Annotated in this window: 16 protein-coding genes; 11 read left to right on the top strand and 5 right to left on the bottom strand. The window is 41.5% G+C overall.

Annotation, left to right across the window (positions count from 1 at the left end):
- Positions 1-7: 7 nt before the first annotated feature.
- Positions 8-1,123, bottom strand: coding sequence for a putative type IX sorting system protein PorV2 (locus tag G9Q97_RS02035; RefSeq protein WP_166142621.1), 1,116 nt, complete (start codon positions 1,121-1,123; stop codon positions 8-10).
- 394 nt (positions 1,124-1,517) lie between these two features.
- On the opposite strand from G9Q97_RS02035, the gene G9Q97_RS02030 reads away from it, so the two are divergent.
- The 8 genes from G9Q97_RS02030 to G9Q97_RS01995 all read left to right on the top strand — a co-directional run bounded on the left by G9Q97_RS02030 (position 1,518) and on the right by G9Q97_RS01995 (position 9,317).
- Positions 1,518-1,856 (top strand): PadR family transcriptional regulator, encoded by a 339-nt coding sequence (locus tag G9Q97_RS02030; protein WP_166142619.1) that lies wholly within the window; start codon positions 1,518-1,520, stop codon positions 1,854-1,856.
- A 51-nt stretch (positions 1,857-1,907) separates the two neighbouring features.
- The gene (locus G9Q97_RS02025; protein WP_166142617.1) at positions 1,908-3,806 is read left to right on the top strand and encodes a PspC domain-containing protein; all 1,899 of its coding nucleotides are present in this window, start codon (positions 1,908-1,910) and stop codon (positions 3,804-3,806) included.
- 58 nt (positions 3,807-3,864) lie between these two features.
- On the top strand, positions 3,865-5,265 hold the full coding sequence (locus tag G9Q97_RS02020; protein ID WP_166142615.1) for an MBL fold metallo-hydrolase RNA specificity domain-containing protein: 1,401 nt from the start codon (positions 3,865-3,867) through the stop codon (positions 5,263-5,265).
- Between the two features lie 66 nt (positions 5,266-5,331).
- Positions 5,332-5,874: a peptidase associated/transthyretin-like domain-containing protein gene (locus G9Q97_RS02015; protein ID WP_166142613.1), complete on the top strand. Its 543-nt coding sequence runs from the start codon at positions 5,332-5,334 to the stop codon at positions 5,872-5,874.
- Positions 5,875-6,004: 130 nt separating this feature from the next.
- The gene (locus G9Q97_RS02010) at positions 6,005-6,574 is read left to right on the top strand and encodes an RNA polymerase sigma factor (protein ID WP_166142611.1); all 570 of its coding nucleotides are present in this window, start codon (positions 6,005-6,007) and stop codon (positions 6,572-6,574) included.
- Positions 6,564-7,334: a hypothetical protein gene (locus G9Q97_RS02005; protein ID WP_166142609.1), complete on the top strand. Its 771-nt coding sequence runs from the start codon at positions 6,564-6,566 to the stop codon at positions 7,332-7,334. Before G9Q97_RS02010 ends, G9Q97_RS02005 begins: the two co-directional genes overlap by 11 nt.
- 20 nt (positions 7,335-7,354) lie before the next feature.
- Positions 7,355-8,380 carry a hypothetical protein gene (locus tag G9Q97_RS02000; RefSeq protein WP_166142607.1) on the top strand — a complete coding sequence of 342 codons (1,026 nt, stop codon included), beginning with the start codon at positions 7,355-7,357 and terminating at the stop codon, positions 8,378-8,380.
- 19 nt (positions 8,381-8,399) lie between these two features.
- Positions 8,400-9,317: a DUF4097 family beta strand repeat-containing protein gene (locus tag G9Q97_RS01995; RefSeq protein ID WP_166142605.1), complete on the top strand. Its 918-nt coding sequence runs from the start codon at positions 8,400-8,402 to the stop codon at positions 9,315-9,317.
- Positions 9,318-9,340: 23 nt separating this feature from the next.
- Here the strand turns inward: G9Q97_RS01995 and G9Q97_RS01990 are convergent, their stop codons facing one another.
- Positions 9,341-9,799, bottom strand: coding sequence for a hypothetical protein (locus tag G9Q97_RS01990; RefSeq protein ID WP_246255327.1), 459 nt, complete (start codon positions 9,797-9,799; stop codon positions 9,341-9,343).
- A 47-nt stretch (positions 9,800-9,846) separates the two neighbouring features.
- Complete coding sequence (locus G9Q97_RS01985) at positions 9,847-10,941, bottom strand: ferredoxin--NADP reductase (RefSeq protein WP_166142601.1); 1,095 nt, start codon at positions 10,939-10,941, stop codon at positions 9,847-9,849.
- A 207-nt stretch (positions 10,942-11,148) separates the two neighbouring features.
- Between G9Q97_RS01985 and G9Q97_RS01980 the strand changes: the two genes are divergently transcribed.
- The 3 genes from G9Q97_RS01980 (at position 11,149) to G9Q97_RS01970 (ending at position 15,269) form a co-directional block, all read left to right on the top strand.
- Positions 11,149-11,883, top strand: coding sequence for a DUF4397 domain-containing protein (locus G9Q97_RS01980; protein WP_166142599.1), 735 nt, complete (start codon positions 11,149-11,151; stop codon positions 11,881-11,883).
- Positions 11,884-12,017: 134 nt separating this feature from the next.
- On the top strand, positions 12,018-13,361 hold the full coding sequence (purB, locus tag G9Q97_RS01975) for an adenylosuccinate lyase (protein ID WP_166142597.1): 1,344 nt from the start codon (positions 12,018-12,020) through the stop codon (positions 13,359-13,361).
- A 339-nt stretch (positions 13,362-13,700) separates the two neighbouring features.
- Positions 13,701-15,269, top strand: coding sequence for a SulP family inorganic anion transporter (locus G9Q97_RS01970; protein ID WP_166142595.1), 1,569 nt, complete (start codon positions 13,701-13,703; stop codon positions 15,267-15,269).
- Positions 15,270-15,313: 44 nt separating this feature from the next.
- On the opposite strand, the gene G9Q97_RS01965 is transcribed toward G9Q97_RS01970, so the two are convergent.
- Together G9Q97_RS01965 and G9Q97_RS01960 are read right to left on the bottom strand one after the other, a co-directional pair.
- Positions 15,314-17,374 carry a heparinase II/III family protein gene (locus tag G9Q97_RS01965; protein ID WP_166142593.1) on the bottom strand — a complete coding sequence of 687 codons (2,061 nt, stop codon included), beginning with the start codon at positions 17,372-17,374 and terminating at the stop codon, positions 15,314-15,316.
- A 176-nt stretch (positions 17,375-17,550) separates the two neighbouring features.
- The gene (locus tag G9Q97_RS01960; protein ID WP_166142591.1) at positions 17,551-18,090 is read right to left on the bottom strand and encodes a HEAT repeat domain-containing protein; all 540 of its coding nucleotides are present in this window, start codon (positions 18,088-18,090) and stop codon (positions 17,551-17,553) included.
- Positions 18,091-18,218: the final 128 nt, after the last annotated feature.

The following is an 18,218-nucleotide window of genomic DNA, read 5'->3' as shown; positions in this document are numbered from 1 at the left end:
TACCAGATTAATTGTTTTCCCAACCCCTATAAATCCTGAAATCTTCCTTTAAAGGATTCAATGAAACCTTTACGCTAAAAACATGAGAGAATGGGGTTTCAGAAATACTTCCAATATCAGTCAAGGCATAATCGATCAATACCTTTTCACTGGCTTTAAATCCCAAACCAAAACCTGGCTGTACACTGGTATATTTCGTACCATCGAAATTATTCAATTTTTGAAAATTACCGGCCCCAAACCGGAAGAAGGCTGTATTTTTGTAATCCAGCTCCAGGCCCATTTTTGGATCAACGTTAAAAATCCTGCTTCCATACAAAGCATTGCGCTGCCCATCAAAGGTAAGGTCCAAATCCAACACGGCAAGGAGACTAATTTCAGGTGTAATTTCGAAATGTTTGGCTAGGCCTAAAATAGCCCTGGGAAGCGTCAGCTCAATGCTGTTTATGGGGACTTCATTTTGTGTCTGGGAATAGATCTCCCTAACCAAATCTGCATTGTGGGACCAGGCGTTAAAAGTTGTGGTCACATCTCTGGCCATCAACCCAATTCGCCAATCCTCCCACAGGTAAATGGCACCAAAATCCAAACCAAACCCCCAGGCTTTGGCAAATTTACCTACATTTCTATGGATAATTTTGGTATTGACACCAAATTTGAAGTTATCGCTGACATCCCTGGCATAGCTTAACAAAAGCGCATAATCTGCCGCATTGAAAAATTGAATATTATTGTAGTTCAAGGCCCCGTTGGCATCATATAAAAAGCGGGTATCTGGGATATCATCTACTCCAAAACGGATCATGGATATGGCTATCTGGTTGTCCTCCTGTATATTGGTGGTATAGGCTGCAAAATCAAACTTGGCTATACCCGCAAAATATTCCGCATGCATGAGGGCAAACTCATGTTCATGGGATACGCCAATTAATCCTGCGGGATTCCAATATGCTGAAGTCACATCACTGACAGCAGCAACCTGCGCACCCGCCATGCCAAGTGCCCTGGCACCAATACCAATATTCATGAATTCGTTGGAATATTTAGGGGCTATTCCCTGTCCTCTGACGGATCCAAACAGCAACAGCCCTACCAACACACAAAAATTAGCCCTGGAAATCATAAGATTAAATAATAATTCTGATGCAAAGTAAAAAGAAAAAGGCAATGGAAATATTTTGAAATTAAAAAATTTACTGGCCACCGCAACTGTCATGTTCAAAAACGGACATAAAACTGTTCGCAGACAGCCTTCATTTCAGTTGCTTTACGAAATTTTAACGCTATGCTTAAATTTGAGAATAAAATTTCCCTTTTGTTTGGATAAAGAGATATGCGCTTTATGGAGCAAATAACGCATTTTGATACAGATTCAGTCCTGGCCAATACCAAAGAGGCAGATAGAAACAGGTATTACAAGGTACCTGTTAAAAAATTGGTATTATTTTTCTTGTACAAGGGTAAATAGAAAAGATAAAGATGGGTTCAATCCCCAAAAAGCTACTAATCCAGAGAAAATGAAAGCTTCAAACACCCAAACCCAAATGCGGAAAGGAATATTGGAATTCTGCATTTTACATATTATTGCCAGGGGTGAAGTCTATGCCACTGATATGATAGATGAACTCAAAAATGCGGAACTAATCGTTGTGGAAGGCACCCTGTACCCGCTACTAAACAGGCTAAAAACCTCCGGACTGGCCAAGTATAAATGGGTGGAGTCCGAGACGGGACCTCCCAGAAAATACTATTCCATCACCCAAAAAGGAAATGATTTTTTGAAAGAACTCGATAAGACCTGGTTGGACCTGGACAGCTCTGTCAATCAAATACTCAAAAAACCGAAAAACCAATAGCAGCATTCAGGTTATTAAACTTAATTTTCTTAACCTTAGCAATAGAAAATCATGAAAAAGACAATAAGCATAAATATCAGCGGGATATTATTTCACATCGAGGAAGATGGGTATACTTCGCTAAAGCATTATCTCGATGCCATCAATCAGCACTTCTCGCTATATGAAGACAATCAGGAAATTATTACGGACATAGAAAACCGGATCGCTGAAATCTTTCTCAGCAACCTGAAAAACAACAAACAAGTCATCACAGCAGAAAATGTGAGCAACCTTATTGATAAAATGGGAACCATAGCGGATTTTAAAGCTGTGGAACATGACATGCTGGAAGAAAACAATGCGGAGGAAGGGCACAATGATTTTTACAAATACATTACTCCTCCACATCAAAATTCCGGGAAAGGCTATAAAAAATTAACCCGGCTAACTCATTCGAAAATTTTGGGTGGGGTATGTGCAGGTTTCGCCAACTACCTATCTATTGATCCGCTTTGGACCAGATTGATTGCCATATTATTGATTTTCAGCGGAGGACTCAGTTTTAATACCTTTCCCATTCCTTTCTTTTCTGACAGGTTTAATTTGGGAATGGCCATTGGCTGGTGGACAGTTGCTGCTTATATCCTGCTTTGGATCATCCTTCCTGTATCCAACGAAAAACCAGAGGACAAAAATATCAAAAAATTGTATAGAAACCCCGATGACAGGGTAATGGGGGGAGTAGGAAGTGGCTTAGCAGCTTATTTCAATATCGATGTCATCTGGATGAGACTGGCCTTCGTGGGTTTAATTTTTGCCGGGGGATCCGGGTTTGTGTTGTACCTTATCCTCTGGATCATTACTCCTATGGCCAAATCCATTACGGAAAGAATTGAAATGAAGGGAGGGGCCATCACCCTGAGTAACATTGAAAATACCATTCAGCAAAACCTTTCCTCGGAACCAACTCAAAAGGAGTCTACTGGCAAATCAATAGTTTTAGCGCCTTTTCGGTTTTTAGGCATGGTCATAAATGGTATTGGTAAAGCCCTGGGTCCTTTTGGAAGATTTCTGCTCGAGGTGGTACGCGTGCTCTTCGGACTCTTCATATTTTTCCTCGGCTTGATCCTGATCATTTTACCCCTTGCCTTTCTTGGATTATATTCCGAGTTGGTAAGCCAAAGCGGATGGAATTATGTTCTGGATGGATTCCCCATTGATGCGGTAGGAGAATTGTTACCCGTTTGGCTGGCCATAGCTGCTGCTGTTATCGTATTGATTCCCAGCATCGCCCTGGTAATCCTTGGCCTGAGTGTACTCATCAAAAGAAACCTCATAGATGGCCGGTTCGGTTTTGTTATGTTTGGGATTTGGGTTTTGAGTATATTGATCTGCTCCTTCCAAACACCAAAAATCATCAGTCAATTTAAGGCTGATGCAGTGCATGAGGTTAACAAGGAAATGGAGTTGCCTGAGGGGACCCTGTTGATCAAAGGTGAAGATGGTATATTGGAAAATAAGGATTGGGGCCTGGTCAATCTTCAGGTAAGGAGACACGATAAAAACAATATATATTTGGAGCAGCGGTTCTCCTCCAAAGGCTCTGACCGCGAGGATGCCTTAATCCATGCATCTTCTGTGAATTACAACCTGCAAATGGAAGACAGCGTTTTGGTTTTTAGTAAAATTCTCACTTTCCCCAATTCCGCAAAATTCCGCATGCAAAAATTGAATCAGACACTTTACCTGCCCATGAATACCCCTTTTGTCATAGACAGAACTTTGTTGCCGATTTTGAAAAACACCCTGGTCCAGCATGGCTACAAATCCAGGGATATTAGCAGCAGACATCATTGGGTGTTCAATGAAGACGGTCTGCTATGTTTGAATTGCATCAATGATCCCAGGCAATCTGAAGCCGACAGCTTATCAAGAAGCATGTTTCAGGACAAGTATTTTATGGAATAATCAATGCGTTACACCCACTTTTTTCTTACTTTCAGGATTGCAAACAAAGAAGAATTAAATGGATGTAAAAGTTAAGTTTTTGGGTGGGGCCGGTACAGTTACCGGCTCCAGGTTTTTGCTTGAAGCAGGTGGGTTTAAGGTGCTCGTGGATTGTGGGTTGTTTCAGGGGCTTAAAGATTACAGGCTACGGAATTGGGACAGTTTCCCGACAGATCCTGCCGAAGTAGACATGGTTTTGTTAACCCACGCCCACATTGACCATTCCGGATACCTTCCCAAATTTGTCAAGGAGGGATTCAAAGGGCAGATTATTTGCACAGAGCCTACCCTGGAACTGGTAAAAATCCTTTTGTTGGATGCCGGAAAACTTCAGGAAGAGGAAGCGAAATTTGCAGCCAAAAAAGGCTATTCAAAACATACCAAACCTTTGCCGTTATTTTCTCAGGAAGATGCTGAAAAAGTATTCCCCCTGTTGCAGGCAATCTCTTTTGAAGAAGAGGTAAAACTGAACGATTACATCAGCCTTTTGGCTTATAACGCAGGACATATCCTTGGGGCATCAATTTTAAAGTTAAAGATAAAAGGTGAGCATCAGGAAAAGAAACTTATCTTCTCGGGTGACCTGGGACGTTATCATGATCCCATCCTGAATCCGCCTGCTAACATCCCCTTCGGAGATGTTGTTTTTGTGGAGTCCACCTATGGAGACAGAACCAATGAATCCGAGAACCTGGACAAAGAGCTGGCAAAATTGATAAGGACTACCTACCAGAATGGCGGCGTCTCCCTGATACCTTCATTTGCCGTAGGAAGAACACAAATGATACTTTTTTACTTACACCGCTTACAGGAAAAAGGTTTAATACCGGATATACCCATATATGTAGACAGCCCAATGGCCATAGATGTGACGGGGCTTTATAAAAATTTCCCCCATTACCATCATCTTGGGCCTTCGTTAGAAGATCAGGAGTCCAATCCATTTCTTCATAAAAATCTCCATTACTACAGGGATCAGGAGGCATCCATGAGCCTGAATCATATCCGGGGGGATGCCATCATCATTTCTGCGAGCGGGATGGCTACCGGAGGCAGGATCTTGCATCACCTGTACCATCGATTGCCCAATGAAAATGACAGTGTGATTTTTGTGGGTTACCAACCTGAAGGCACCCGGGGTCGAAAAATCCTTGATGGAGAAAAAGTTTGCAGGATATATGGTATCGATGTACCTGTAAAGGCAGGCATCCACTTTATTGACGGACTCTCAGCCCATGCTGACCAAACAGAACTGGTCCGATGGTGTGAAAACTTCATCTCCAAACCTAAATTTACCTTTCTGGTGCATGGCGAAAAACAAGCCAGTGAAAAACTGGCCGGAATTTTGAAGGACAAATTGGGCTGGAATGCAATTTGTCCCCATTACCTGGAATCCTTTGAATTATTTACAGGGATTTAAAATAGGCAGCAATGACACACTTAATGTAATGCAACGATTTAACTGAAAAATTTTTAATAATTTTTTATGAAAACAGTGGTGAGATTATTCATTTATGGGCTTTTTGCCACAGCATGTCTTTATTCCTGTAAGTCCTCTAAAACTATATCAGTACCATCCGACAAAACAACTAATAAACAAGGAAATGAGGATGCCGGTCGATCTTCCAATTCCGACCAAACCGCAGGAATCGAGGGGCAGGTTATTTGGGTAGAAGGTAATCAAATGCCCCAAAGTTCCGATATAAAATCTCAGTCTTCGGCCTCCGGGAACGGGAAACCTGCCAAAAGAACCATAAGAATACATCAGCTTACGCATATCAACCAGGCCAGTCTGGGTGATTATCTTTTTGGAGATATTGAAACGCCGCTTGTCGCAGAAGTTGAAACCGATGAGCAGGGTTATTTTAAGGTAGAATTACCACCCGGCAGGTACTCTATATTCACCGTAGAGGAAAATGGTTATTTTGCAAACGTATTTGATCTGGACAGCTACATTCATCCTTTGACGGTGGAGAAAAGCAAATGGAATAAAATTCAAATACGCATTGATTACAAAGCGGTTTACTGAACATAAAAAATTGATTTTCAATTTTTTAAAAGATATTCTTATCCATTGGAATAATTTTTTTGATTAATTTCATCCTGGCATGCAACCATCCTCTGGCCAAATGTATCTACCTAATTGTAAGCCATAAATAATGCCAGCCAAAAACAGATTTACGGAAGAAAACGATTTGATCAAAGCTTGCCTAAAGGGTGAAAGATTAGCCCATAGGGAGTTGTACGAATTGTATTCCGGAAAATTTCTGGCCATATGCCTGAGGTACATAAAAGATCGGGATCTGGCTCAGGATGTTTTGGTGGAAGGATTTATGAAAATATTTGACAAGCTGTCTCAATACAAAAGTGAAGGAAGTTTTGAGGGCTGGATGAAGCGAATAATGGTAACCCAGGCATTGCTTACGCTAAGAAAAAACAAAAAATTACGGATGGAAATAGATTTGGATGGTCAAAATGAAGTGATAGATTTCAATACCGAGCTGTTTAATTCCGGTGCAGAAGAACTGCTTCATTTGATTGCCACACTTCCTCTGGGCTACAGGACTGTTTTTAACCTTTATGCCATTGAAGGGTATTCCCACAGGGAAATATCAGAAATGCTGGACATAGCTGAAAACACGTCTAAATCACAGTTAAGCAGAGCAAGGACCATGCTACAGCAAAAGCTGAAACCTAATCTACAAAAAGAGAAGAAAAATGGAGGATAAAAAAAATAACCTGGATGATAAAATCCGCCAAACCCTCTCAGGGCATCAAGAAACACCTGATGATTGGGTATGGGAGAAAATCTCAGCCAGACTGGAAAAGAAAAGAAAGCCCATGCTTATCTTTTGGAAAGGCTGGGCAGCCGCAGCTGTATTGATATTGGGATTCAGCTGGTTTTTGCTTCAGCTTCCTATTCCCGAAGTCAATAAACCCATTTCCCTTGATTCAAATGACAAAAACGAAAACGACAAAACGGTTTTTAGCCCTGAGGAAAAGAATGATCTAACTGATCTGGCCGAAGTCACAGAACCTGAGGTAAAGGTGGAGAAGGAAGAGCAACAGCAAAAACCTGCCAATGGCCAACTTTCCAACCAAAAGGAGACCATAAAAAGTCAATCATCAAACAAGCCAGTGGAAAACACCAGCCCTTCCAGAAAACAGGAAGTGGCACTTGAGGCAAGCCCTGACATTTTACCCGAATGGAAGGAAATCATCCCGGTTCCGGATATTGACCTGGCATTGGAAGATACACCGTCCGGACCGGATCCCGGAGCTGTTGCAGGGGAGGAAGCCTATACGGTAAGGATTGTATCCAGAGGTTATGCCCTGCAACCCGAAAAAGAGAAAATTGTAGATGGTCTGGAAAACAAAATTGAAGGCTTTTTCAGTAAAGTTGACCAGGGATTTGGCGATTTGCAAGACGCAAAAAACAATCTCTTCGCCTCACTTGGTACCAAAAGAGAAAAAAAAGAAAACAGATAATCGTATAAACAACATCAAATATGAAAAAGTATGTTATCGCCATTCTACTTATGGCCCTGGTACAGCTGGCATTTGGAAATCCTGTCATTCCGGAAGATAAGCCAGTAAATGACAGCATTATCGTAGAGTTTGGAAAATCCGGTAAGGTGGTTTTTCTCGTGGACAATCCAGAGGACTTTGAACGGCTAAAAAGCATGGACATCAACCAGATCATCAAAGAGCTAAATATACCTGAAGCTGAAAACGAAGGTGTAGTTACCGTAATAGAGATGAGGCAAAAGGATGGCAACAAAGAAATTGTAAGTATTTATGAAAATGTAGGGGAGACAGAGGTCAACATTGGCAGGTATAAAATCATTGTGGATGAAACAGGAGGCCGAACCAAGGTGAAAATGGAAACCGGCCCAAAAGAAAAAAAGGACCCTTCTTTCAGAACCTACCTCAATACTGATCTCGGAATCAACAGCTATTTTCAAAATGGAACTATCCCCGGTGCCGGGTCCCCTTTCAGTCCCAAAGGTTGGGGAAGCTGGAACGTGGGATTTCACTGGATGGCAAGTCAAAAACTCACCAAAGGTGCCTATTGGGATTTTGGACTGGGGGTAAGCTGGTATAACTTTAAGTTAGATAACCCCAGATACCAGGCCATTGGCTCTGAAGATGGTATTACCATGGTCAACAGGACGGATGTCAATGGATTTAAAAGTAAAATATCGGCCTCATACCTTAACGTTCTCAGCATGTTCAGACTGGATTTTGGCAAACTTAACGACAACGGAAGAAATGGGCTCCGCATTGGTGTTGGACCCTACGCAGGCTACCGCCTGGGGGGTAGAAGTAAATTCGTGTACCGGGAACTCGGGGGCTCAGGCCGAAAAAAGGAAAAAGAACCTGCAGGCAGTTATCTAAGCAATTTCAGGTATGGCATAAGGGGAGAAGTTGGTTTTAAAAGCATTACCTTTTTCACCACTTACGATCTAAATCCATTGTTTCACGACAGCCTGAGCCCCGACTTAAGCCCTGTAAGTTTTGGAATAGTATTTTAATTAAATCCTCTACTTTATCATGAAAAATCATTTTAAATTCAGTTTACTTCTTTCTCTCTTGTTTTCAATGGGAATGCTTTCGGTTCAGGCCCAGGAGCTCATCAAAAAGTCATTTTCAGGAATACAAAAGTTGGAAATTAAATCCTCTGGTATCGCCATAGAATATGAAGGTCAGGTAGGCCTACAGGAGTTGTCTCTCGAAGCTTTGTTGGGCAGCAATGAAATCTCCGATAAGTCACTGCTCATGGTGACTGTTGGAAATACCCTGAAAATCGCCTACAATCCTCCCAAAGGAAGCTGGAATTCAAAAAAACAGATTTATCTAAAAGGTCCGGCCAACATGATTCTGGATATTAAATCCGGATCTGGCTCCCTGGCGGTCTCAGGTATTACTTCCAACGAAACTCATCTTGAAGTAAGCTCTGGCCAGATCAACGCCACAAACCTGACCGGGAATACATGGATCAAAGGCAGTTCAGGTAACCTAAACCTACAAAACATCAATGGAGATGTGACCTGTAGGCTGACATCCGGTAATGCCTCAATAGCAGATATAAAAGGCGATCTGGACTTTAAAGCAACCAGTGGACAGCTTAAAGCAGAATCCGTAACTGGGTTATTGAATGCCAGCCTTACTTCCGGAAACATCCGGCTGAATAGGATCGGAGAATTGGGCAGCCTGGAAATCACTTCCGGAAACATCAGAGCAGACCATGCCGGTTTGGGGAGATCTACTCAGTTAAACGGTTCTTCAGGCAATATTCAAATCAGCACGGCCAGTGATTTTGATCAATACAACTTTGACCTGCAGGCTGGCTCCGGAAATATCCGGATAGACCGGCAATCCAAATCAAAATCTCTGGTAATCCAAAATGGGAATTTTCCTACAATAAGAGGTAAGATCAGCTCGGGAAACATCGTGATCCAACCCATCTGATACATCAGGAAAGGACAAGGTTTTTAATTTTCTCTTCGGTTGATTTCAAAAACCATGTCCTTTTCTTCTTTTTTCAATTTCAAGGCTTTGATGATCCTGTCGGGTGTGGGTTTTCCGATTGAAATAAAAATCAAATTCAAGGCATAGGCAATGGTAAAAAGCTGATTATCAAAAATAAACAAGCCTACTGCACTCAATAGTCCTGCCCAAAATAAACTCCAATACCTGCCGAATGTCGCTTTGCCATAATGCGTTAATTTTTCATTTAATGTCGCAGGAGCATTCCTTATCAGCATTATTTTTTTGCGAAAAGCATAATACTGGAAAAATAGAAGGAAACCAACAAGTCCAAATATCACATGACTGAGTATTTGAGGAAGTGCAGGCATGTCAAATTGCATGTTCCCACTACTGGTATACAAATAGGCAAAGGAGAAAAACGGTAATGGAACAGCAATCAACAACAAAACTTTTTGCTCCATTAACCTGAATTTTTTCTTTAACTCCAAAATCAGTAATTCCCTATCCATTATTCAATCTGAATGACTACATCAGAACCCTTTGGTTTGGACGAACAGCAGAGGATATACCCTGATTTAATTTCCTGCTCACTTAAACCGGCATCCTCATCCATATTTACTTCCCCCGAAATCAGTTTTCCCATGCAGGCAGTGCACAAGCCACTTTGACAAGAATATGGCATGTCCAGGCCCTCATCCAGTCCTGCTTCCAGGATTGTTTTTTTAGGCCCTACATCGAAAGCATACTCCTCCCCTTCCAGAATGATTTTCACCGGTCTGCTGACCACATCCGTCAAATCTTCCTCCTGAGCCGATTTTTCTTTTTCCAAATGAAAACTTTCTTTCAGGATCAACTCTTTGGGTATACCCAGTTGCCGGAGTGCGTCCTGGCTGATATCCATTAATCCCTCAGGGCCACAAACAAAAAACTTCTGATTGGCTTCAAAAGACTTGAAATTTTTCAGATAAAACTGTTTTACTTTTTCCTGATCCAACCTTCCCCTATCTCCTTCCCATCCTGCTTCAGGTTGGCTCAGCTGATGGCTGACCGCCAACCTGCCCGGGAATTTCTCCTGAAGGTCTTCCAGCAACTCTCGAAAAATGATCATTTCCCTGGAGCGGCTACAATACAACAAATGAATTTGTGCATGTGGCTCATTGACCAGAATTGATTTTAAAATCCCCATAATGGGGGTAATACCGCTTCCTCCTGCAATCAAGCCATAATGTTGCCGATTATCTGAATGATAGTTTGTTACAAAATTACCCAGGGGCTTCATTACCGCAACTCGCTTTCCGGGGAAGAAATGATCATTGATATAATTCGATACCAGACCACCATTGAGCCTTTTAACAGTGATCCCTGGAAATGGATCTACAAATGGAGACGTACAAAGGCTGTAAGACCTCCTTTCTTGCTTGCCATTTATTTCTAAAATCAAGGTCAGAAATTGCCCAGGCTGGTAGTCCAGAAAAGGCTCAGGCTGCTCGAAATATACGGTCATGGTGTCTGCTGTTTCCACCACAGTTTCCCTGATTCTCAGGGTCAAATAATTGTCTTCTTTTTTGCTGGATTTTTCCCTATTGAATAAATTAAATAACATCTTTTTTATGGCTATATATTTATTGTCTTATCGTACAAAATTAACAGTCCTGCTTCATTTACCTAATGGCAAAAAAATTAATTTATTATGCTAACTATCAGTGAGACTTTTAGGTTCTCCTTTTGATTTAAAATATTTTTTCGGGGTATTGTAGCACTTCCATCTCAGTTAACGTATTGGTGGCAGAAGATTAAACCAAACTATTGAATGAAAGCAAAAATGTTAAACTACTTGAGCAACAGCAGCAGCACCTGGAAAAAGGCATGGATTCTAATCCTATTGCCTTTTACTTTTTCCTGTCTGGATACAGACCAGGAAAACATTGACAATACCCCTACGGCCTATGTCTCTTTTTTCAATGGGACCAGAGCAGACAATGAAATCAAAATTGAGGTAGATGACAGGGTTTATGACCGAAAGTCATTTGATTTTGGTCAGTATATTGATTATTGGTATTTCTATACCGGCGAAAGAGATTTCTCCTTTAAAGACCCTGAAACACAAGAATCCGTACTGGATACCACCGTCAATCTGGAAATAGAAAAAGTATATTCCTTTTTTATGACAGAAGATGGATCACAAGTCAAAACCATTTTTACCGAAGACAGTCTGAAAACACCAGATACCGGTAAAGCATTGATCCGTTTGGTGCACCTTTCATCAGACAGCCCCGAAGTAAGTGTCTACCAAAGGGATGAGGATGACCCACTGATCGGTGATCAATCCTTTATGGATATCACGGATTTTGTTGCTGTGGACATGGGGGAAACGGACCTTTTTATAAGATCCAATGACAACGGCGAGGAACTGTCCAGAATCAACGATATCCATCTTCGGGAAGGGAGAATTTACACCCTTATCATCAGAGGAAAGGTGCAAGCCGACAGCAATTCTGCAGATGCCTTGCGCTTACAACTAATTAGAAACTACCCCAACTATTAAGTAACTGATAATTTGTTTAACTATTAAGGCTCTCGTTTGCGGGGGCCTTTTTTATTTTAATAATTCCGGGAGTACCATCGGCATTTCAATAATAAAAATTAATTTTGTGCTTTAAAAAATGGATCCTTTAGAATATGGTACTAACCCCACTTACTGCAATTTCATCAATTGACGGCCGTTACGCTTCAAAAACAAGCCCTCTGATGGCATACTTCTCTGAATTTGCATTGATCAGGTACAGGGTAAAAGTGGAAATCGAATATTTTGTTGCCCTTTGCGAACTACCACTGCCTCAATTGAAAAGTGTGACCCAATCCCATTTTAAATCCATCCGGGAAATTGAATTGCGATTTGAAGAAAAAGATGCCCAGGCAATCAAAGACATAGAAAAAACCACCAACCACGATGTCAAGGCAGTGGAGTATTTTTTAAAGGAACGTTTCTCCTCCCTTGGACTGGAAAAAGTTTCCGAATTTATCCATTTTGGTCTCACTTCACAAGACATCAACAATACTGCCATTCCCCTAATGTATAAGAATGGCATCCAGGAAATTATCTTACCCGCAATTCTGGAAATTAAAGAAAAAATAGCCAACAGATCCATGCAATGGGATTCCGTACCCATGCTGGCCAAAACCCATGGCCAACCGGCATCACCAACACGCCTGGGCAAAGAACTTCAGGTCTTTGTAAGCCGCCTAAACGGGCAATTGGATCTACTCCATTCCATACCCTATGCTGCCAAATTCGGAGGGGCCACCGGCAACATGAATGCCCATTATGTAGCTTATCCGCAAATCGACTGGAAAAAATTTGCAGATGATTTTGTATCTCAGAAACTTGGTCTTAACAGGAGTTTCCCTACTACCCAAATTGAGCATTATGACCATTTGGCCGCACACATGGATTCCCTTAAAAGAATCAATACGATTTTTTTGGATTTCAGCAGGGACGTTTGGCAATACATTTCGATGAATTATTTCAAGCAAAGTATCAAAGCCGGAGAAGTCGGTTCATCTGCGATGCCGCATAAAGTAAATCCAATAGACTTTGAAAATGCAGAAGGGAATTTTGGCATTGCCAATGCCCTATTCGAACACCTTTCCGCTAAACTTCCCATCAGCAGACTTCAACGTGACCTTACAGATAGCACCGTACTTCGGATTTTGGGTGTACCACTGGCCCATATGTTAATTTCCTTGCTTTCCTTGGGTAAAGGTATAGAGAAGCTTGAACTCAACACGGACGCGATCAACCATGATCTGGAAGATAATTGGGCAGTGGTAGCAGAGGCCATTCAGACGATTTTGAGAAGAGAAGGTTATCCTAAACCTTATGAAGCCTTAAAAACCCTGACCCGCACCCATCATAAAATTAGCCAGGATTCATTGAAAGATTTTATTTCCACTCTGGACGTGACTGATGAAGTAAAAAAAGAACTGTCAGAAATTAGCCCCTTTAACTACACAGGAAAATAAAAACAGGATTTATAGTCCAATTTCATCGACCAAACTTGACTTTTGTTAGTTAAAATTTGAATTTTAATGTTTGTTGTCTGTCAGAACACATTGTCTTGGCAAAACCAAATTTTACTGAGAAATACATTGAAATAATTTATTCCTGAAATTATTTCTTAAATCGAGGAATTAAATCGAGGAATCGGTGAACCCTTTTGCATAAAATTTGCTTATGTGAAACATTATGAAAAATAATATCAGTAATTTTCCATAAATTAATCAGTATTCAAGTTCAGGTCTAATTGGTTCTTGATAGGATAATTACCTTACAAACCCATTTTACCATTAATTTATCATGCTATGTCGAGTAAAAAAGGATATTTTTCACATTTAGGATCGGATTTACCTGCCGGACTGGTCGTTTTTTTGGTGGCATTGCCACTTTGTCTGGGCATTGCCCTTTCCTCCGGAGCACCGCTGTTTTCAGGAGTAATTGCCGGAATTATAGGTGGTATTGTTGTTGGATTCCTATCGGGTTCACATACCGCTGTATCGGGTCCGGCAGCAGGTCTTACTGTTATCGTATTGAATGCGATTGAGGACCTGCAGGCGTATGAACTTTTTTTAACGGCATTGGTACTGGCAGGCGTCATTCAGTTTGTGCTGGGAATTATAAAAGCCGGAGTAATAGGCTATTATTTCCCGACTTCGGTCATCAAAGGAATGCTGGCGGGTATTGGTATCATACTGATTATCAAACAAATACCATTTGTTTTTGGAACTAACTCAAGCGAACTGGTAGAAGATTTTATTCCCCTGGTAAATGATCTGGAAGCCGTGCTCGCCTTACAATCTTTAAGTGAAACCATTAATTTCGGTGCCGTTATCATAGCGGCTGTATCCTTGTTTATTCTGATTTTCTGGGAAAAACCCGTTATTAAAAATCACCGTTTCCTTCAATTTATTCCAGGTCCCTTACTGGCAGTTTTATTGAGCATTGGGATAAATAAAATATTTAAATTCGTCATACCCGGTACCGGTCTGTATGTTGATGCCCAGGATAAGGTAACCCTTCCTCAAATATCCGGAATTTCAAGCCTTGGAGATCATTTGTTCTTTCCTGATTTTTCCGGGGTGTTTAATCCCGAAGTTTGGGTTATTGCCATCACAATTGCTATCATTGCCAGTCTGGAAACACTTTTATGTCTGGAAGCTTCAGATAAAATTGATCCACAAAAGCGGGTTTCTCCGCCCAATCGTGAACTATTGGCTCAGGGAGCAGGAAATTTCGTAAACGGACTGGTTGGCGGAATGCCGATTACAGCTGTAATCGTAAGAAGTTCCGCAAACATCAATTCCGGAGCAAAAACCAAAATGTCAGCAGTATTCCACGGCTTATTGCTGCTTACCAGTGTCTTGTTAATTCCCAATTTATTGAATTTGATTCCACTTGCCAGTTTGGCCGCGATTCTCCTGGTTATAGGTTATAAGCTTGCTAAAATATCCCTTTTTAAATCCATGTATAAATTGGGTTGGGACCAGTTCCTGCCTTTTCTGATTACCATTTTAGGTATCGTCTTCTTTGATTTGCTAAAAGGTATCGGCATGGGCATGATTGTCGGAATAGTGTATATTTTGAAACGGAATTATAAAAATTCTCACGTCTTCAAAGATTCCAGAGAAGACGACGAATCCATCATCCATATTATTCTTGCCGAAGAGGTGAGCTTCCTAAACAAGGGATCGCTGATCAAAACCCTCAAGGAAGTAGGCGAAAACAAGAAGGTCATTATAGATGGAAGCAATTCAAAAATCATCGATTATGATGTGATTGAAGTCATCAAGGATTTTCAGATCAACGCCAAAGAAAAAAACATCACCGTTGAGGTAATTAATATCGATAAAGAAAACACAACTGTATTGAACTAACATTAGGACCTCCAATATCCGTATTGGAGGTCCTTTTTTCACCACTATTTTTTTAAGTCGGCTAATTCGCTATCAAGAAAAGGAATGATCAGGTGCCAATTCTCCCCATCCTGTTTGATTTCCAATTCCACCATTTCATTATTCTCAGACAAAATCCTGGCATCAGTAATCACACCCTCTTCTCTGGAGGGAACCAACAGCCAGACCAAATTGGTAGATTTCTCAATATTCGTCTGGTAAGTGCTAACGGTATTGGGTTCATATAAATTATACTCCGGGCTGTACCATCCCTGTATTTCTGGAGTTTCCTGACCCTTAATCACCTGCACTACATGGTTCAGATTGTCACCCACAGGCATGATGGCCAAATTCCCGTCCTGGTGTTTGCCTGTAACCTGAAGCTTGTCCTGGCTTAGCCGGATATCCGGATGCCAGTGCCACAAAGCCGTTATTTTTCTTGGTCTATCCGTGACCACCCTGTCCACCACCACCCAAAAAGCTTCGCGCACATAAAAAAGGCTGCGCACATGGGTTGCTTTTCCTTCCAAGTCCTCAAATTGGTCAAAACTTTGAGAAGCATAGTCAAAATCTGTTGCTATTTTCACATATCTCTGATCCAATGCTTCTGTGGCATGGGTAGGGCCTGGCAACTGTCCTTTTCCATCTATGAGCAGTACATTATGCCCCTTGCTGCTTTTGGCGTAGGGCCTGAATTTATCTGCCACCGCACCAGTATAGGCAAACCTACCTGCATCAACCAAATAGTCCTTTCCAAAAGCTGTCACTGAAAGGTGCAATTTATCGTTGTGCTGATGACCACTACCCCAGGGCCCCATATCAAAGAAAGACCAATGGGCCGATGCCTCAAATCCACTTCTGGAAATCAACTGACCGGCCCAGGGAAAAAAGTAGGAAGGCCCCTCATTTGGAGCAATACCTGCTTCTCCATTACTGGCAATAAATGCCCAGACCGGTTCATCAAATTTTTCGGCTCCCTCTAAAATAAGTTCCCTGTCACTTCCCCTATCCCCGTCATTGTTAAGTATACGGTGACCGTCCGGTCTCACTGCCTTCGCAATGTACCCATACATACCCTTTATGGTTTGGGTAAAATAGCCGGGAAGTTCACGGCCCGCGGCCTCACACAAAGATTGAAAAAGCTCAAAATTATGCATGGACACATTGTGGTAGTGGGAAGCAAGCTCGGTCTGCACTCCATCAGGATAAACCTGGTCCCGCATACTTGCTGTCATTACGGCTATGGCATAATCCAACCAGTCTTCTGAAGCTTTGAACTCAGGAAAATAAGCGGCAATGGTCGCCAATGCAGAGATTTCCATGGTCAGCCAGTTATTGCCCCCATGAAAATTCCGGCTGTAATGGGCATGATCAGGCAGACTGCTGAGGATTAACAAGCGGGTGGCGGGAGAAAGATATTCACTTTCCATCATGCCATAAAAAACCCTGGACCAGGCTTTGGCCCTGGCAGCTACCTCCAAACCCCGCCAGATGGATTCAGACCCTTTTTCACCGGGATATGGCATGCTCTTGATGATAAAATCCTTTAAAAATAAATCCATATAGCTGGCATATTTTGGATTTCCGGTTTCAAAATAGGCATTCATCACCTGCATCAATTGACTGTGCCGGTTTGAAAGCCAAGCCCACTCCCTGTCATTGTTTGGCCCCTTATAGTACCAATCCCGATGTCCATCCGGAAGCAAAGGCACTTTGCCTTTCACATTCTGAATGGTGAAGACGTCTTGCAAAATGGTATCTGCTTCGGCTATGGTCTTGTCAGTGGATAAAAGGGGAAGTGTTTTTCGGAGCGAACGGGCATTGTCCCCTTCCCTGTAGTACTCAAGTAAGTTTTCCGCTGCCAGTACCCAGTTTCCCCGCTCCTTGGCTTCCTTCACAGCAGCCAAATCGGAATGACTCAATTCCAGGTGCTCAAAGATACCCTTAACCGTTTCCGGGTAAGCCAGATACAGATCTTCAACAGTCTGGATGGATTGCCAATCTTTCTGAGCGGATACTTCACAAACAGAAAAAAGAGAGGTAAAAAGAATCAGGAGGCAATTTTTGGTTATTGAATTTTTAAGCATCACTTTTCAAAATTGTTGGTAATTAAATGTACCTAAAATCGGCAGAAAATACCTGTCAATTCGTAATCCAAATAAAAAAAGCCTATCAGGTTTCGCCTGAATCTTTTAACAAGAAGCTGATTATCAGTAAAAAATGAAATGTTTATGAGATTTTAGAAAATCATAACAATTCCAGTTTAATCCGATAACAAATCTTCTAACTCCTTTAATATCGTTTCAGCTTCCTCCTTTTTCAACTCAAAGGCCTCGTCATGAGAAGCATTGTTCAAAAAATGCCTCCAATGCTTTTCCGCCTTTTTCAAAGTTCGGGGACTGATATCGAATTCGGTATAATCGAGGTGAACTTTGGCCAATGCAGCCGCTTTGAAATTGCCAAAAAGGTATATGCGAAACAGATCCACAAACTTTTGGCTTAAATCAAATTCTTCCAATAAAGAAACCAACCCGCCATTATGGGCATGGTTAGTGGGCTTATGAATGACAACCAATAAAGCATCTAATGATTTGTCCCTCTCCTCCGGTATCATGGACAAAGTTTTTGCTGCCAAAAAAGCCTCATCCATATCTCCTTCATTCATTACTTGTATCAACTTTTGACGCACCTCTGGATTTCCCATCCTCGCCAGGTGCTCCCCATATTTCAAAGGCTCTTCCTGATCCTTGTCCAGCATTTTCTCCAAAAGGCCATTGATTTTTTGTTCTGTTTCTTCAGTCATAAGTATAATATTAATCGATTTAAATCTCCTTTGAAGGTTAATTTTAGTCTATTTTTCAAAACAAAAAACAATCCCACAAAAATTCGGGGATTGTAAGACAAATTAAACCAATTTGCTTGAAGCAAGAC

This window comes from Cyclobacterium plantarum, from assembly GCF_011290685.1.
Lineage (GTDB): Bacteria > Bacteroidota > Bacteroidia > Cytophagales > Cyclobacteriaceae > Cyclobacterium > Cyclobacterium plantarum.
The sequence above is the reverse complement of the archived record's forward strand: the minus strand, read 5'-3'. Positions and strand labels throughout refer to the sequence as shown.

Excerpts from the sequence above, each read along its gene's own strand:
- G9Q97_RS02035 (WP_166142621.1), bottom strand. The coding sequence starts at position 1,123 with ATGATTTCCAGGGCTAATTTTTGTGTGTTGGTAGGGCTGTTGCTGTTT.
- G9Q97_RS02030 (WP_166142619.1), top strand. The coding sequence starts at position 1,518 with ATGAAAGCTTCAAACACCCAAACCCAAATGCGGAAAGGAATATTGGAA.
- G9Q97_RS02025 (WP_166142617.1), top strand. The coding sequence starts at position 1,908 with ATGAAAAAGACAATAAGCATAAATATCAGCGGGATATTATTTCACATC.
- G9Q97_RS02020 (WP_166142615.1), top strand. The coding sequence starts at position 3,865 with ATGGATGTAAAAGTTAAGTTTTTGGGTGGGGCCGGTACAGTTACCGGC.
- G9Q97_RS02015 (WP_166142613.1), top strand. The coding sequence starts at position 5,332 with ATGAAAACAGTGGTGAGATTATTCATTTATGGGCTTTTTGCCACAGCA.
- G9Q97_RS02010 (WP_166142611.1), top strand. The coding sequence starts at position 6,005 with ATGCCAGCCAAAAACAGATTTACGGAAGAAAACGATTTGATCAAAGCT.
- G9Q97_RS02005 (WP_166142609.1), top strand. The coding sequence starts at position 6,564 with ATGGAGGATAAAAAAAATAACCTGGATGATAAAATCCGCCAAACCCTC.
- G9Q97_RS02000 (WP_166142607.1), top strand. The coding sequence starts at position 7,355 with ATGAAAAAGTATGTTATCGCCATTCTACTTATGGCCCTGGTACAGCTG.
- G9Q97_RS01995 (WP_166142605.1), top strand. The coding sequence starts at position 8,400 with ATGAAAAATCATTTTAAATTCAGTTTACTTCTTTCTCTCTTGTTTTCA.
- G9Q97_RS01990 (WP_246255327.1), bottom strand. The coding sequence starts at position 9,799 with ATGGAGCAAAAAGTTTTGTTGTTGATTGCTGTTCCATTACCGTTTTTC.
- G9Q97_RS01985 (WP_166142601.1), bottom strand. The coding sequence starts at position 10,941 with ATGTTATTTAATTTATTCAATAGGGAAAAATCCAGCAAAAAAGAAGAC.
- G9Q97_RS01980 (WP_166142599.1), top strand. The coding sequence starts at position 11,149 with ATGAAAGCAAAAATGTTAAACTACTTGAGCAACAGCAGCAGCACCTGG.
- purB (WP_166142597.1), top strand. The coding sequence starts at position 12,018 with ATGGTACTAACCCCACTTACTGCAATTTCATCAATTGACGGCCGTTAC.
- G9Q97_RS01970 (WP_166142595.1), top strand. The coding sequence starts at position 13,701 with ATGTCGAGTAAAAAAGGATATTTTTCACATTTAGGATCGGATTTACCT.
- G9Q97_RS01965 (WP_166142593.1), bottom strand. The coding sequence starts at position 17,374 with ATGCTTAAAAATTCAATAACCAAAAATTGCCTCCTGATTCTTTTTACC.
- G9Q97_RS01960 (WP_166142591.1), bottom strand. The coding sequence starts at position 18,090 with ATGACTGAAGAAACAGAACAAAAAATCAATGGCCTTTTGGAGAAAATG.